Here is a 13,968-nt window from a genome sequence, read left to right as displayed (position 1 = left end):
CGGTGGCGTCGTTGCATCGATCAACTGGGCGGTGCGCACGCCGAGGTACAGCAGCAGCCGGTCGGCGCCGTCGCCGAGGTCCGGCCGTGTGAGCTGCTCGATCCGGCCCAGCCGGTGCCACAGCGTCCGTCCACCAGGTCCTGCAGGTCGTCGCGCACCGGGCTCTTCCCGCCGTTCAGCCGGTCGTGCGAAGCGGGGCGCCGGATTCCCTGCGTCTGGCGCTGGTGCGGGCGAGCCGCCCTGCCTAGCGTCGTAGGTCACACCCCCGCGTTCCCGGAGGTCGCCGTGCTCGCCTCGAAGGCCCTGCTGGCCGCCGCCCGGCGCCCCGGTCTGCGGCGGGTGGTCACCGGGACGCCGGTCACCCGGCGCGTCGTCGACCGGTTCGTGGCGGGGGAGACCCTGCCCGAGGTGCTCGACGTCGTCCGGGCGCTGACCGCCTCGGGCCTGGCGGTGACCCTGGACCACCTCGGCGAGGACGTCACCGACCGCCGCGAGGCGCAGCGCACCCGGGACGCCTACCTCGACGCCCTCGACGGGCTTGCGCCCCTCGGCCTGGGCCGGCGGGCGGAGGTGTCGGTGAAGCTGTCGGCCTTCGGTCAGGCGCTGCCGGTCGGCGGCGACGACGTCGCGCTGGCGCTGGTGCGCCCGGTGGTCGAGTCGGCCTCGGCGCTGGGCACGACGGTCACCCTCGACATGGAGGAGTCCCGCACCGTCGACTCCACCCTCGGCGTGCTGGCCGAGCTGCGCCGCGACCACCCGGGCACCGGTGCGGTGCTGCAGGCGATGCTGCACCGCACCGAGGACGACGCCCGCGCGCTGGCCACCCGCGGCTCCCGGGTGCGGCTGGTCAAGGGTGCCTACCGCGAGCCGGCGGCCGTGGCCCATCAGGAGAAGGTCGCCGTCGACGCCGCCTACGCCCGCTGCCTGGAGATCCTGGTCCGCGGCGACGGCCACCCGATGGCCGGCACCCACGACCCGGCGCTGATCGCCCGGTTCCTGGAGCTGGTCGCCGGGACCGGGCGGGGCAGCGACAGCTACGAACTCCAACTGCTCTACGGCATCCGCCCCGACGAGCAGACCCGGCTGGCCGCCGCCGGGCACACCGTGCGGGCCTACGTGCCCTACGGCGCCGACTGGTACGGCTACTTCGTGCGCCGCCTGGCCGAGCGCCCGGCCAACCTGCGGTTCTTCCTCCGCTCCCTCGCCAGCCGTTCCTAGACCCCGCCTCTCGCCAAAATGGCCATTTTGGCGACGTCGATCCCCGAGGAGCACCGAATGGACGCCGTCACCCAGGTCCCCGCGCCGCGCAACGAGCCGGTGCGCGACCACGCCCCCGGCTCACCGGAACGGGCGGAGCTCCAGCAGCGGCTGACGGAGCTGGCCGCCTCGCCGTTCGAGCTGACCGCCACCATCGGCGGCGTCCAGCGGATGGGCAGCGGCGCCGCCTTCGACGTCGTCGCCCCGCACCGGCACGCCCAGGTGCTCGGCACCTCGGCGCACGCCACCGCCGCGGACGCCGTGGAGGCGGTGCGGTGCGCAAAGGAGGCAGCGCCGGGCTGGTCGGAGCTGTCGTTCGACGACCGGGCCGCGGTGTTCCTCAAGGCCGCTGACCTGCTGGCCGGCCCGTGGCGGCAGACCCTCAACGCGGCCACGATGCTCGGCCAGAGCAAGACCGCCCATCAGGCCGAGATCGACAGCGCCTGCGAACTGATCGACTTCTGGCGCTGGAACGTGCACTTCGCCCGCCAGGTGCTGGCCGAGCAGCCGGTCTCGTCGGCCGGGGTGTGGAACCGCACCGACCACCGCCCCCTCGAGGGGGTCGTCTACGCGATCACGCCGTTCAACTTCACCGCCATCGCCGGCAACCTCCCCACCGCCCCGGCGCTGATGGGCAACACGGTGGTCTGGAAGCCCTCGCCCACCCAGCAGGTGGCGGCGCACCTGACCATGCGGCTGCTCGAGGCCGCCGGTCTCCCGCCGGGCGTGATCAACATGCTCCCCGGCGACGGGCACCAGGTCTCCGACGTCCTCGTCGTCGACCCGGACCTGGCCGGCATCCACTTCACCGGGTCCACCGCCGTGTTCAAGCACCTCTGGCGGCGGGTGGCCGAGAACCTGGACACCTACCGCGGCTACCCGCGGATCGTCGGTGAGACCGGCGGCAAGGACTTCATCGTCGCCCACCCCTCCGCCGATCCCGACGTGCTGCGCACCGCCATGATCCGCGGCGCCTTCGAGTACCAGGGGCAGAAGTGCTCGGCGGCGTCGCGGGCCTACGTGCCGCGCAGCCTCTGGGGCCGGATCCGCGACGACCTGATCGGCACCGTCGAGGAGATCCCGATGGGCGACGTCACCGACTTCGCGAACTTCATGGGCGCGGTCATCGACCGGAAGTCGTTCACCAGGCTGGCGGGCGTGCTCGAGTCGGCGAAGGACGACGACGCGCTCACCGTGGTCGCCGGCGGGACGGCGGACGACAGCGAGGGCTACTTCGTGCGGCCCACCGTCATCGAGGGCACCGACCCCGGCCACGACGTCTTCACCACCGAGTACTTCGGCCCGGTGCTGGCGGTGCACGTCTACGACGACGCCGACTACGACACCGTGCTCACCCAGATGGAGTCTGCGGCGCCCTACGCGCTCACCGGCTCGGTGATCGCCCAGGACCGGACGGCGATCGCGCACGCGCAGCGGTTCCTGCGGCACGCCGCGGGCAACTTCTACGTCAACGACAAGCCCACCGGCGCCGTCGTCGGCCAGCAGCCCTTCGGCGGTGGCCGCGGCTCGGGCACGAACGACAAGGCCGGCGCCGCGCAGAACCTGCTGCGCTGGACGTCGACCCGGTCGATCAAGGAGACCTTCGTCCCGGCCACCGACCACCGCTACCCGCACATGCTCTGACTGGTCGGCCCACCGGCCTCCACCGCCACCAGGAGCCGTGCCCGGCTCGTGCTGAGCCGCTGCCAGCGGGTCCGTCGGGAGCCTCCGGCCCCGCGGCGGACGCACTGAGCCGCTCACGCGGCGGGCCGGAGCCGTTGCCGACCCGTGCTGAACCGCGGACGGCCCCTGGCCGCGGTGGGAGGCCGGTAGGCCGACCAGCGCTACGGCAGCTGGATCTTGCGCGCGTCGCAGAGCTCGGCCAGGAAGTCGCTGACCGTCTCCTCGACCGAGCCCTCGCCGGGGACGACGGCGCCCGGCTCGTCGTCGCCCAGCGGTTCCAAGGTGTCAAGCTGGCTGCGCAGCAGGCTCGGCGGCATGTAGTGCCCCTGCCGCTTGGCCAGCCGCTCGGTGAGCACCTCCTCGGAGGTGTTCGCGTGCGCGAACCACACCGACGGGTTGCCGTCGCAGAGCACGTCGCGGTAGCTGCGCTTGAGCGCCGAGCAGGTGAGGATGAACGACGTCCCGGCCGCCTCGTGCTCGCTGATCAGCTCGGCGATGCGGCGCAGCCACGGCCAGCGGTCCTCGTCGTCCAGCGGGGTGCCGCTGCGCATCTTCTCGACGTTCTCCGGCGGGTGCAGGTCGTCGCCCTCGATGAACTCCCACTGCAGCCGCCGGGCGAGCTCGGTGGCGACCGTCGACTTGCCGGACCCGGAGACCCCCATGACGACGATGCTGGTGGACGCCGGGATGCTGGGCGTGGATTCCATGCCCCGACCGTAGGGGCAGATGTCGGGAACCGGCGACGGGAGGACGGCGGGTGACCGGAACACAGCCGCGGAGCTCGCTGTGGCAGATCCCGGCCGTCCGGTCCCTGTTCTCCCTCAACCTGCTGGGCTTCCTCAGCTACTCGCTGCTGCTCTCGGCGCTGCCGGCGCACGCCGCGGCGGTCGGACACGGGCTCACCGCGGCCGGTTCGGTCACTACCGTGTTCCTCGGCGTGACCGTGCTGGGCCAGCTGGCGGTGCCGGCGCTGGTGAACCGGCTGGGGGTCACCCCGGTGCTCGTCGCCGGGCTGCTCGCCCTGGGGCTGCCCTCGCCGCTGTACCTGCTGTCGGAGGACCTGGGCTGGTTCGCCGCCGTCTCCGCCGTCCGCGGCCTGGGCTTCGCGGTGATCACCGTGCTCGGCTCGACGATCGCCGCGCAGGTGGTGCCGCCGGAGCGCCGCGGCGAGTCGATCGGCCTGTACGGGCTGGCGATCGCCGTGCCGATGCTCGGCGCGGTGCCCGGGGGCACGGCGCTCACCCTGGCCGGGCACTTCGGCTGGGTGGCCGCTCTCTCCGCCGCGCCGGCCCTCGCCTGCGTGTTCGCGCCGGCGCTGGGCCGGGCGATGGCCGCGGTCGAGCAGCCGAGCACCCGGCCGGGCGCGGCGCGCCGGGCGGTGCGCGCGGCCATCGCCCCGTCGCTGGTGTTGCTGGTGGTCACGTTCGCCGCGGCGGGGTTCTTCACGTTCCTGCCGATCGAGCGGCCCGACGGGGCTCTCGCCCCGGTGGCGCTGCTCTGCTACGGCCTGACCAGCGGGCTCGCCCGGTGGCGGGTGGGGGTGCTGGTCGACCGGCTCGGTGCCCGGGCGCTGCTGCCCGGCACGCTGGCGGCGGGCGTGGCCGGGTTGCTGCTCATCGCCTGGGGGCTGGTCACCGCCGGCGCGGCCGGCGCGGCCCTCGTGCTGGGCGGTGCGCTGCTGCTCGGCGTCACCTACGGCGCGGTGCAGAACCTCACCCTGGTGGTCGGGCTGGCGCGCGCCGGCGGCGGTCCGGCCGCCACCGTGAGCGCGGTGTGGAACGCCTGCTACGACAGCGGGACGGCGACCGGCGCGCTGCTGGTCGGCGCGGTCGCCGCCGGGGTGGGCCTGCCGTGGACGTACGTGCTGATCGCGGCGCTGCTCACCGCCGCGCTGCCGCTGGCCACCGCGCTCGGCCGGACGCCCGTGGGCGCCTCACCTGGCTGATCCGGCGGAACCCAGCTGCCGGGTGGCCTCGGCCAGCCGGTCGACCGTGCGCACCTCCTCGGCGGCGCGGCGCAGCCACTCCCGCAGCCCCTCGGCGTCGCCGCGGTTGCGGTCGCGCAGCTGGCCGAGCAGCACCTGCCGGGTGCTGGCCTGGGCGCGCATCGCGGTGGGCAGGGTGCGGCCGGCCTGGCGGGCCAGGACGGTGAAGCCGGCGCCGACGTACACGAGCTCGCGGGTGTCGGAGAGGCCGGTGAGCAGCTGCTCGGCGTCGTCGGTGCGGCCGGCCTCGACCAGCTGCAGGTACTCGCGGGCGCGGGCGGCGCCGAGGTCGGCGGGGGAGTTCGACGGTGCGGTCACGCCCTCCACTGTGCCCGCCCGCCGGCGGGGACGCCGCCCGGCCCGGGAACGACGAAGCGGCCCCGTCCCGGAGGACGAGGCCGCTTCGTGGCGGGTGCGCCATCAGGGACTCGAACCCCGAACCCGCTGATTAAGAGTCAGCTGCTCTGCCAATTGAGCTAATGGCGCGTGTCGCGCGGCGTGGCCGGGCAACGATGCAGAACTCTACACGCGGTCCGCCGCCGACGAGCAGCCGGGCCGGCATGCCGCTGCTCACAGTCCGCTGTCAGTGGCGGCGTGGACACTGGGTCGAGGTGCACGACGCAACCGAGAGGTGCTCGGGTGGGTGCACCGGGAGAGGGCAGGTCGTCGTGGGGTCGCGCCGGGCGAGACGGATCGCCGCAGTGCTCATCGCCGCAGTGCTCGCGCTGCTGGTCGGCTGTCAGGGGTCGTCCGACCGGTCCGCCGCGGCGGCACCGACGTCGGCCCCGCCGGCCGAGGTCTCCCTGGGCGTCGCCGACGGCGCCACCGACCTCCCGCCCACGACGCCGGTGCAGCTGACCGTCGCCGCGGGTGAGTTGGCCGACGTCGAGGTGACCGCCGCCGACGGCACCACGGTGGCCGGCACGGTCGGCGCCGTGGCCGGCGACCCGGCTGCGCAGGCATGGACGCCGGACGAGCCGCTCGCCTACGGCACGAGCTACACGGTGACCGCCACGGCCACCAACGCCGACGACGCGGAGACCACGGCCACCAGCACCTTCACCACCGTCACCCCGGCGACGCTGTCCACCCCGGGCATCGGCCCGCTGGACGGCACCACCGTCGGCGTCGGCATGCCGATCCGGGTCTTCTTCGACGACCCGGTGACCGACAAGGCGGCCGTGGAGAGCCACCTGCTCGTCGAGAGCTCCACCCCGACCGACGGCGTGTGGAACTGGGTGCGCGACGACGAGGTGCACTTCCGTCCGTCGACGTACTGGCCGGCGCACACCGATGTGGCCCTGCACGCCGACCTCTACGGCGTCGACTTCGGCGACGGCGTCTGGGGCGAGAAGGACCGGACGATCTCCTTCTCCATCGGGGCCAGGCACGTCTCCGTCGCCGACGCCGGCACGCACACGCTCACCGTGCACGACGGCGACCAGCAGGTGCAGAGCTGGCCGATGAGCGCCGGCAGCAGCGAGAACCCGACCCGCAACGGCGCGCACGTGGTGCTGGAGAAGTTCGCCGACATCACCATGGACTCCTCGACCTTCGGCCTGGCCGTCGACGCCCCGGGTGGCTACCGCACCGACGTCGAGTACGCGACGCGCATCTCCAACAACGGTGAGTTCGTGCACGCGGCGCCCTGGTCGGTGGCCGAGCAGGGCTCGGCGAACGTCTCGCACGGCTGCATCAACCTCTCCACCGACCGGGCCAGGTGGTTCTACGACTTCTCCCAGCCCGGTGACGTCGTCGAGGTGGTCAACTCCATCGGCCCGATGCTCTCGGCGGTCGACGGCGACATCTACGACTGGGCGATCCCGTGGAGCGAGTGGCAGGCGGGCTCCGCGCTGTCCTGACCGCCCTCGCCCGGGAGGCCGTGGGCTACAGCCGCATGCCGCGGTCGGCGCGTCGGCGGCTCCCGGGCAGGACGGCGCAGACCGCGGCCTCGACCGCGGTGTAGACCCCCAGCGCGACGGCGACGACCGCTGCCGGCGGCACCACCAGCGGCGCAGCGAGCAGCGACACCGCCAGCACCCGGGGCGCGTCGCGGACCCAGCCCTCGCGGCGCCCCGGGGGCACCAGCGCGCCCCAGCGCACGCCGGTCCACATCAACCAGCGGCGCACGGGCGGCACCCCCAGCTCGCGCAGCACCCGCCGGAAGAGGCCGTCGGCGTCCCGCGCGCTGACCGCGGCGCTGCGCACCCCCTCGGTCACCAGCCAGTCGTGCAGCACCGCGGCCAGGGTGTACCGACCGAACTGCGGGAACAGCCACACGACCACCCGGGGCACCGAGGCGAAGTCGGTGCGGAACCCGGCCGGCACGACGAAGACGTCCCGGCGCCCGCGGTAGACCAGCGGATCGACCACCTCCCAGCACAGGTCGTCGGCGCGGCGGACGGTCAGTGGCGGTGGGTCGAACGGCACCCCGGGAGCCTCTCCCACCGAGGGGCGCCCGGCAGAGGTCAGGACGCGGAGGTCGCGGTGTGCGCGCCCACTGGGCCGCCGTCGTGCGGATCGTCGTCGTGCCCGTCATCGCCGTCCGGGTCGTCCTCGCCGGCCGACCCTGCATCCGCCGGGGTGCGCACCTCCCGGCGCCACCCCATCACTGCGGCGGCGAGCACTCCGGTGACCGGCACCGCGACGAACAGCCCCAGCAGGCCGAACGCCGAGGCGGCCCCGGTCGTGAGGAGCAGCACGACGAGCGGGTGGAAGCTGATCGCCCGGGAGAGCAGCAGCGGGGCCAGCACGTTGCCCTCGATCTGCTGCACCACGACCACGATCAGCAGCGCCCACAGCGCCTGGCTCAGCCCGCCGGTGACCCCGGCGACGGCGACCGCCACCGCACCCGCGATGGTGGCGCCCACCAGCGGCACGTAGCCCAGCAGGAACGTGAGCGCGCCGATCGGCAGGGCCAGCGGGACGCCGAGCACCCACAGCCCGAAGCCGATGAGGACCCCGTCGATGAGGCCGGTGGCGGTGGCCGCGTAGAACCACGCACCGGCCGTGCGCATGCCGGCGCGGAAGGCCGCGTCGGTGGGCGCACGGCGCCCCGGTGGGAGCGCCCGGACGAACTGCCGCCACAACCGGTCGCCGCTGGTGAGGGCGAAGAGGGTGAAGAACAGGGCGATCGCCAGGACGGTCGCGACGTTGCCCGCTGCGTTGAGGCCCTGGGCCGCCGCACCGCCGAGCCCGCTCATCGCGGTGCCCACGGACGACTCCAGCTGGTCGAGGACCTGGTCGAGCCCGGCGTTGTCGAGGTCGTCCGTGCGGTCCTGCGCCCAGCCGGAGATCGCGTTGACGGCGTCGGTGCCCGCTGCGACCAGGCCCGGCCAGGCGCCGATCAACTGGAGCACGAGGAAGAACAGGACGCTCACGAAGAACGCCAGGTAGGCCACGACACAGAGGACGGCGGCCAGCACGGCCGGCACGCCGTGCTGCCGCAGCCAGCGGGTGATCGGCCACAGCATCGCCACCTGCGCGAGGCCCAGCATCGCCGCGGCCGCGACGAACTGGACCTGCAGCACCAGCCAGATGGCGCCCACGGCGGCCAGCCCGATGACCAGGAGGCGCCCGGCGATCGTCGCCTCGCGGTGCAGTGCGGTCACCCGACCGTCCGGGCGTGCGGTCGCGGGGTCAGCAGGGACCGGCGGCTGTTCCCTCATGCCCTGCCCCCTTTCGCCAGGTCGGACCCGGTGCGCAGCGGTCCGCGTCATGGCCGGCCCGCCCACCGGGACGGGCCATGACGCTCTCGTGACGATCACAGCGGTCCGGGAGTGCTCCGGGCCGTTGTCGGACACCGGCGGGACAGGACACTACGAGAGGAGGGCCCGTGCTCGGGTTCATCGCGCTGCTGCTGGTCATCTGGCTGGCGCTCATCGTCATCGGCTCGGTGATCGAGGGGCTGTTCTGGCTCGTCGTCATCGGCGCCGTGCTCTTCGTCGCCACCGCGGTCTTCGGCTGGGTGAAGCGCAACACGAAGGTCTGACCCCGGCGTCGGGGCGCCGACGCACAGAAGGCCCTGGTCAGACACTGACCAGGGCCTTCTGCACGTGGGGTGAGTGACGGGACTTGAACCCGCGACATCCAGGATCACAACCTGGCGCTCTACCAGCTGAGCTACACCCACCATCGCCCGCCCCGAGCGGGGCGGGCCGGGGCAACGATACCGGAGTCGTTCAGCCCGCTGCGGGGGGCTGGTCGCCCAGGGCTGCGCCGTCGGCCGCACCGGCCGCCAGGACACCCGCGAACGCCTCGACGACCTGGGCGGATGCCGCCTGCGCCTGGTCGCTGGTGGGGCCCGGGCCGGCCACGAACAGCGTCCGGCGGTAGAAGGCGAGCTCGCGGATCGACTCGATGATGTCGGCGAGGGCCCGGTGGGCCAGCCCCTTCTGCGGCTGGGCGAAGTACACCCGGGGGTACCAGCGGCGGGCCAGCTCCTTGATCGAGGAGACGTCGATCATCCGGTAGTGCAGGTGGTCGTCCAGGGTCGGCATGTCCCGGGCCAGGAAGCCGCGGTCGGTGCCGATCGAGTTGCCGCACAGCGGCGCGGTGCGGCGCTCGGGGACGAACCGCTTCACGTAGGCCAGCACCTGCTCCTCGGCCTCGGCCAGGGTCACCGTCGAGGCGCGCACCGCCTCGGTCAGCCCCGACTTCGCGTGCATCTCGGTGACGACCTCGAGCATGCCGTCCAGCGCGTCGTCGTCGGCGTGGATGATCACGTCCAGGCCGGGGTCGAGCACGTTCAGCTGCGAGTCGGTCACGACGACGGCGACCTCGATCAACTTGTCCCGGGTCAGGTCCAGTCCGGTCATCTCGCAGTCGATCCAGACCAGGTTCTGCGGTGCGCTCTCGGCCACGACCCGGCACCCTACGCAGGCGACGGCGGAGCGGCCCACCGGCACCAGTGGCCCCACCGGTCCCGGGGTGACCGGTGGCGGGCTGACCTGCGGCTTCGGCGCCGCTACTGTGCAGGCTCCTGCCTCGAACCAGCGGAGCTGCGAGTGACCCCGACCACGCCCGTCGCACCCCGGTCCACGTCGGTGCCCCCGGCTCCCGGTTCGCTCCGCACCGGCCTGCGCCATCCCGTCGCGCTGCTGCGCTGGCTCTGGGCGGCCTACATGACCCCCGGCCGCCCCGGCCGGCCGACCAGCCAGCTCGAGCTGCGGTGGATCTACACCGCCTGGCTGGCCGCGTTCACGCTGAAGATGCTCGGCTCCTCCTGGGACGTCTCCTGGCACTTCAAGTGGCTCCGCGACGACCTGGCCCCGCCGCACCTGCTCAACACCCTGGGCACCGTCGTGGTGGTCGCGCTGGTCGTCTTCCACAGCTACAGCGGCCACGGCGTCGACCAGCGGGCGCTCCGGCTCATGCAGGCAGGCACCGCCACCTTCCTGGTGGCCATCCCGGTCGACCTGGTCAACCACCGGATCAACGGGCTGGACATCACCAGCTGGAGCCCCAGCCACGCCTTGCTCTACGTCGGCACCGCGATCATGCTGGCCGGCGCCATCCGCGGCTGGTGGCTCCACGCGGCACCCGGCCGGCTGCGCGACCTGGTCTCGCTGGGACTGTGGCTGTTCTTCGTGGAGAACGTCCTGTTCCCCAACCAGCACCAGGAGTACGGGGTGCTGTCGCTGGCCGACTACCGCGCCGGGCGGACCACCGCCGAGCCGCAACTGCTGGACTTCGCCGCCTCGCAGGGGCAGGACGCCGCCCAGTTCATGCTGCCGGTGCCCTCCTGGGTGCACCCCGCGTGGCTGGTCTGCGCCGGTCTGCTCGCGCTCGTCGTCGCCCGGAAGACGGTCGGGCTGCGCTGGACGGCGACGACGATCGCCGGCGGCTACCTGGCCTACCGCGCTGTCACCTGGCTGCTGCTGACCGCCACCGGGTTCCCGCCCTCGGTGGTGCCGGTGATGCTGCTGGCCGGCGCCTTCCTGGTCGACCTGGCCGTGCTGGCCCGGATGCCGGGGTGGCTGGCCGCCTTCCCGGTCACCGCCGGGGTCGCGCTGGCCGCCTTCGGGCAGTCGGTCGTCGCGGAGGTCCCGCCCTGGAACTGGGCGGCGCTGCCGCTGGTCGCGCTCGCCTTCGCCGTGCTGTGGGGCACGGTCGACGGCGTCGCCCGGACGTCGGCGTTCCTCCGCTGGCGGGACGCGGTCGAACCCGGCCGGGACGGTGCGCCGGACGCCGCGGTCGCGGCGGGAACCGGCGGCGCGCCCGTCCGGTGAACCCGGGACGGGCGGCGCGATGACGTAACGTCGGGTCGGTCCGTGCCGTCGTCGCCCGACCGCGGCGGCCCGTCGCCCGACCGTGGAGACCCCGTGCTGATCGTCACGCCGAGCCGCCTGGAGTCGGCGGCCGAGCGTGCGTTCTTCGCCGAGCTCGCCAGCTGGGACACCGGCAGCGCCGTGCGCGGGGCGGTCATGGCCTCCCTGCCGATCGTCGAGCCCCCGCTGCAGCGGCGGCAGTCGGACGCGGTCCTCTTCGTGCCCGAGGGCCTCGCCGTCGTCCGGGTCGTCGAGGTCGAGCGGCAGACCGGCGTGGTGACCGCCGGCCCGGAGGGTCCCTGGACCATCGGGGACGGCGAGGGGCCGGGCAGCGTGCTGCAGCTCGGCGGTGGCGGGTCGACCCCGCTGGACGGGCTGATGCGCGCCGGCATGCACGCCGCGGTGACCCTGCGGCGCGCCGGACTGGAGCCCGGCCGGATCGCCCGGCTCACCGTGCTCACCGGCGCCGTCACCGGGCTGGTGCCCGCCGACGGCGACCTCGGCGAGGGCGACCAGGTCGCCGTCCTGGACGCCCGCTCGCTGCTGCTCGGCGTGGCCCGGGCCAGCCGGCACGCCGGTACCGACAACCCGCGCCTCTGGACCACCGCCGACGTACGGGCGGCGATCGAGGCGCTGGGCGTGGCCGGCCGCTCCCCGTCGGTCGAGGAGCTCAACGGGGAGGGCTTCCCCTACTCGCCCTACGTGCTGCGCCGTCCCGACCTGCTCACGCCTGCCGCGCTCAACGCCTCGCCCAGCCGGGTCGCCGCCGCGCCGGCGACCGGCAACGGCATCGGCCGGGTCACGCCCGCCGGGCCCCTGGTCGACCCGGCCGCGGCCGCCCGGGTGGCCGCGGCCGCCGTGGCGGCCCAGCAGGCGGGGGAGCAGGCGGGGGAGCAGGCGGCTCCCGCCCACACCGAGCCCGCCGCCCGAGCCGGCGCCCCTGAGTCGACGGTGCACTCCGAGCGCGTGGACTCCGAGCGCGCGGCCGCTGAGTCGGCGGTGACCCCCGACCCCGCGGCCCCTGAGTCGGCCGTGGACCCCGAGCGCGCGGCCGCTGAGTCGGCGGTGGCCCCCGACCCCGCGGCCCCTGAGCCGGCCGTGGACCCCGAGCGCGCGGCCGCCGAGTCCGCTGGATCCCGGGAGCCGCTCCCGGCGACCGCGCGGGCGGATGCCACCCAGGAGGCGGTGGCGCCCGTCGAACTGCGGTCGTCCACCGCGCGGGACACCGTGTCGTGGCTGGGCGCTCACGCCCCGGAGGAGAGCTCCGTGCAACCGGACCGGGGCGACACCGGCGGGCTGGACGGGCTCTTCGGCGATTCCGCGACGTCGCCCCGGGGGTCCGGTCCGGCCACCGCGGTCCAGCCGGCCTACGAGCCGGCGCCGTCCACCGGGTCCCGGTCGACGACCGCCTACCCGTTCGGGCCGGGGAGCATCGGGAGCCCGCCGTCCGGGTCGCCGCCGGTCGCCGCGCCCCGCGAGCTGCCCCCGGGGCTGCGGCCCCGCCGCAGCGCACCCGGGAGCGGGGCGACCGCCGCCGCCGGGGCGCCTCGCAGCGGGCGCACGGCGCTCGTGGTGGCGGCCCTGGTCCTGGTGCTGCTGGCGGGGGTGCTGGGCGTCGTCGTGCTCACCTCCGGCGGGGACGAGCGCACGGCCGACCCGGTCGGTGCGACCACCGAGGCGCCGGCCGTGGACGGCGCCGAGGGCGTCCAGCCCGGCGACACCGAGCTCATCGACGGGGTCACGTACACGCTGCAGGTCACCCGGCGCGACACCAGCTGCGCCGACCACGCCTACGGCTCGGTCGCCTCGTTCTTCGCCGAGAACGACTGCACCGCGCTGGTGCGTTCGCTCTGGTCGGCGGAGGCCGGCGGCCGGTCGGCGGTCGTCTCGGTCGCCGAGGTCACCATGCCGGAGGCGTCGCTGGCCCAGGCGCTCCGCGCGCTGGCCGACACCGACGGCAGCGGCAACGTGAGCGACCTGCTCCGGGAGGGGGTCGGCTACCCCGGCGCCCCGGCGCGGCTGCAGGGTGCCCAGTACGCCAGCAGTCAGCGGGGCAGCGGCGTCACGATCGTCGAGTCGGCGTGGGCCGGCGAGGCCGGGTCCAGTGCGGCGCTGGACGTGCTGACCAGCTCAGCGCTGTCGCTGCCGAGCACCGGTGAGTGAGCCTCGGGCCGGCGCGGTCGCGGCGGCCAGGGCCATCGCGCCGAGCAGCTCGGCCATCGCCGGGCGGGGCACCTGCCCGGCGCTGTGCGGGGTGGAGTTGACCAGCCCGAACAGCGCGTGCGCCCGCCCCCGGCAGGCCGCGGTGCCCGCCTGCGGGTGCACCCGGCCCAGCACCTCGACCCACACCTCCACGTAGCGCCGCTGCAGCTGCCGCACGCGCCGGGCGTCCGGTTCGCCGAGGACGCCGAGGTCGCGGTCGTGCACGGTGATCAGCGCGGGGTTGTCCAGGGCGAACTCGACCTGGAAGGCGATCAGCGCGCGCAGCTGGTCGAGCGGGTCGTCCCCGGCCGCCGCGACCCGTTCGCCGCCCCCGGCCAGCAGCCGCTCGCTGATCCGCAGCAGCATCTCGGCGAGCATGGCGTCCTTGCCGGCGAAGTGCCGGTAGATGGCCGGGCCGGTGACGCCGACGGCAGCGCCCACGTCGTCGACGCCGACCGCCCGCGCGCCGCGCTCGGCGAACAGCTGCGCGGCGGCCCGCAGGATCTGCTCGCGGCGGGACGGGTGGGAGGCGTCGGCGGTCAGCGCGCTGTCCCGGTCGGCGGTCACGCCGAC

13 protein-coding genes and 2 tRNA genes are annotated in these 13,968 nt (G+C 74.7%); 7 read left to right on the top strand and 8 right to left on the bottom strand.

The features are described from left to right. The first annotated feature begins 285 nt into the window (after nucleotides 1-285). Both ACI783_RS13155 and pruA read left to right on the top strand, forming a co-directional pair. Nucleotides 286-1,218, top strand: coding sequence for a proline dehydrogenase family protein (locus ACI783_RS13155; protein ID WP_457140851.1), 933 nt, complete (start codon nucleotides 286-288; stop codon nucleotides 1,216-1,218). Nucleotides 1,219-1,275: 57 nt separating this feature from the next. Then, nucleotides 1,276-2,901 (top strand): L-glutamate gamma-semialdehyde dehydrogenase, encoded by a 1,626-nt coding sequence (gene pruA, locus ACI783_RS13150; RefSeq protein WP_457140850.1) that lies wholly within the window; start codon nucleotides 1,276-1,278, stop codon nucleotides 2,899-2,901. A 200-nt stretch (nucleotides 2,902-3,101) separates the two neighbouring features. On the opposite strand, the gene ACI783_RS13145 is transcribed toward pruA, so the two are convergent. Then, the gene (locus ACI783_RS13145) at nucleotides 3,102-3,647 is read right to left on the bottom strand and encodes a gluconokinase (protein ID WP_457140849.1); all 546 of its coding nucleotides are present in this window, start codon (nucleotides 3,645-3,647) and stop codon (nucleotides 3,102-3,104) included. Nucleotides 3,648-3,697: 50 nt separating this feature from the next. Between ACI783_RS13145 and ACI783_RS13140 the strand changes: the two genes are divergently transcribed. Next, nucleotides 3,698-4,885 (top strand): MFS transporter, encoded by a 1,188-nt coding sequence (locus tag ACI783_RS13140; RefSeq protein ID WP_457140848.1) that lies wholly within the window; start codon nucleotides 3,698-3,700, stop codon nucleotides 4,883-4,885. Here the strand turns inward: ACI783_RS13140 and ACI783_RS13135 are convergent. Both ACI783_RS13135 and ACI783_RS13130 read right to left on the bottom strand, forming a co-directional pair. Next, a complete protein-coding gene (locus ACI783_RS13135) occupies nucleotides 4,874-5,242 on the bottom strand; it encodes a hypothetical protein (RefSeq protein WP_457140847.1) in 369 nt (122 codons plus the stop codon). The two genes, ACI783_RS13140 and ACI783_RS13135, sit on opposite strands and share 12 nt — an antisense overlap. A gap of 95 nt (nucleotides 5,243-5,337) precedes the next feature. Beyond that, nucleotides 5,338-5,410, bottom strand: a tRNA-Lys gene (locus ACI783_RS13130). A 215-nt stretch (nucleotides 5,411-5,625) separates the two neighbouring features. Here ACI783_RS13130 and ACI783_RS13125 point away from each other — a divergent pair. Next, nucleotides 5,626-6,786: a L,D-transpeptidase gene (locus tag ACI783_RS13125; RefSeq protein ID WP_457140846.1), complete on the top strand. Its 1,161-nt coding sequence runs from the start codon at nucleotides 5,626-5,628 to the stop codon at nucleotides 6,784-6,786. Nucleotides 6,787-6,811: 25 nt separating this feature from the next. Here ACI783_RS13125 and ACI783_RS13120 read toward each other — a convergent pair whose 3' ends face one another. Both ACI783_RS13120 and ACI783_RS13115 read right to left on the bottom strand, forming a co-directional pair. Continuing rightward, nucleotides 6,812-7,354: a DUF1353 domain-containing protein gene (locus tag ACI783_RS13120; RefSeq protein ID WP_457140845.1), complete on the bottom strand. Its 543-nt coding sequence runs from the start codon at nucleotides 7,352-7,354 to the stop codon at nucleotides 6,812-6,814. Between the two features lie 38 nt (nucleotides 7,355-7,392). Further along, entirely contained in the window at nucleotides 7,393-8,535 is a 1,143-nt protein-coding gene (locus ACI783_RS13115) for an AI-2E family transporter (RefSeq protein WP_457140844.1), read from the bottom strand. A gap of 224 nt (nucleotides 8,536-8,759) precedes the next feature. Here ACI783_RS13115 and ACI783_RS13110 point away from each other — a divergent pair, with 224 nt between their 5' ends. Then, nucleotides 8,760-8,915, top strand: a complete 156-nt coding sequence (locus tag ACI783_RS13110; protein WP_457140843.1) for a hypothetical protein — start codon at nucleotides 8,760-8,762, stop codon at nucleotides 8,913-8,915. A gap of 65 nt (nucleotides 8,916-8,980) precedes the next feature. On the opposite strand, the gene ACI783_RS13105 is transcribed toward ACI783_RS13110, so the two are convergent. Continuing rightward, a tRNA-His gene (locus tag ACI783_RS13105) sits at nucleotides 8,981-9,056 on the bottom strand. Between the two features lie 49 nt (nucleotides 9,057-9,105). Further along, nucleotides 9,106-9,786 carry an oligoribonuclease gene (gene orn, locus ACI783_RS13100; protein WP_457140842.1) on the bottom strand — a complete coding sequence of 227 codons (681 nt, stop codon included), beginning with the start codon at nucleotides 9,784-9,786 and terminating at the stop codon, nucleotides 9,106-9,108. Between the two features lie 144 nt (nucleotides 9,787-9,930). Between orn and ACI783_RS13095 the strand changes: the two genes are divergently transcribed. Together ACI783_RS13095 and ACI783_RS13090 are read left to right on the top strand one after the other, a co-directional pair. Next, entirely contained in the window at nucleotides 9,931-11,154 is a 1,224-nt protein-coding gene (locus ACI783_RS13095) for a hypothetical protein (RefSeq protein WP_457140841.1), read from the top strand. A 93-nt stretch (nucleotides 11,155-11,247) separates the two neighbouring features. After that, complete coding sequence (locus tag ACI783_RS13090; protein ID WP_457140840.1) at nucleotides 11,248-13,356, top strand: hypothetical protein; 2,109 nt, start codon at nucleotides 11,248-11,250, stop codon at nucleotides 13,354-13,356. Here ACI783_RS13090 and ACI783_RS13085 read toward each other — a convergent pair. Next, nucleotides 13,324-13,962: an SACE_7040 family transcriptional regulator gene (locus ACI783_RS13085; RefSeq protein ID WP_457140839.1), complete on the bottom strand. Its 639-nt coding sequence runs from the start codon at nucleotides 13,960-13,962 to the stop codon at nucleotides 13,324-13,326. The genes ACI783_RS13090 and ACI783_RS13085 overlap by 33 nt on opposite strands. Nucleotides 13,963-13,968: the final 6 nt, after the last annotated feature.

The sequence above is a fragment of the Modestobacter sp. SYSU DS0511 genome (assembly GCF_054050755.1).
Note: the sequence above shows the minus strand (reverse complement) of the source record. Positions and strands in the feature narration are given on the sequence as shown.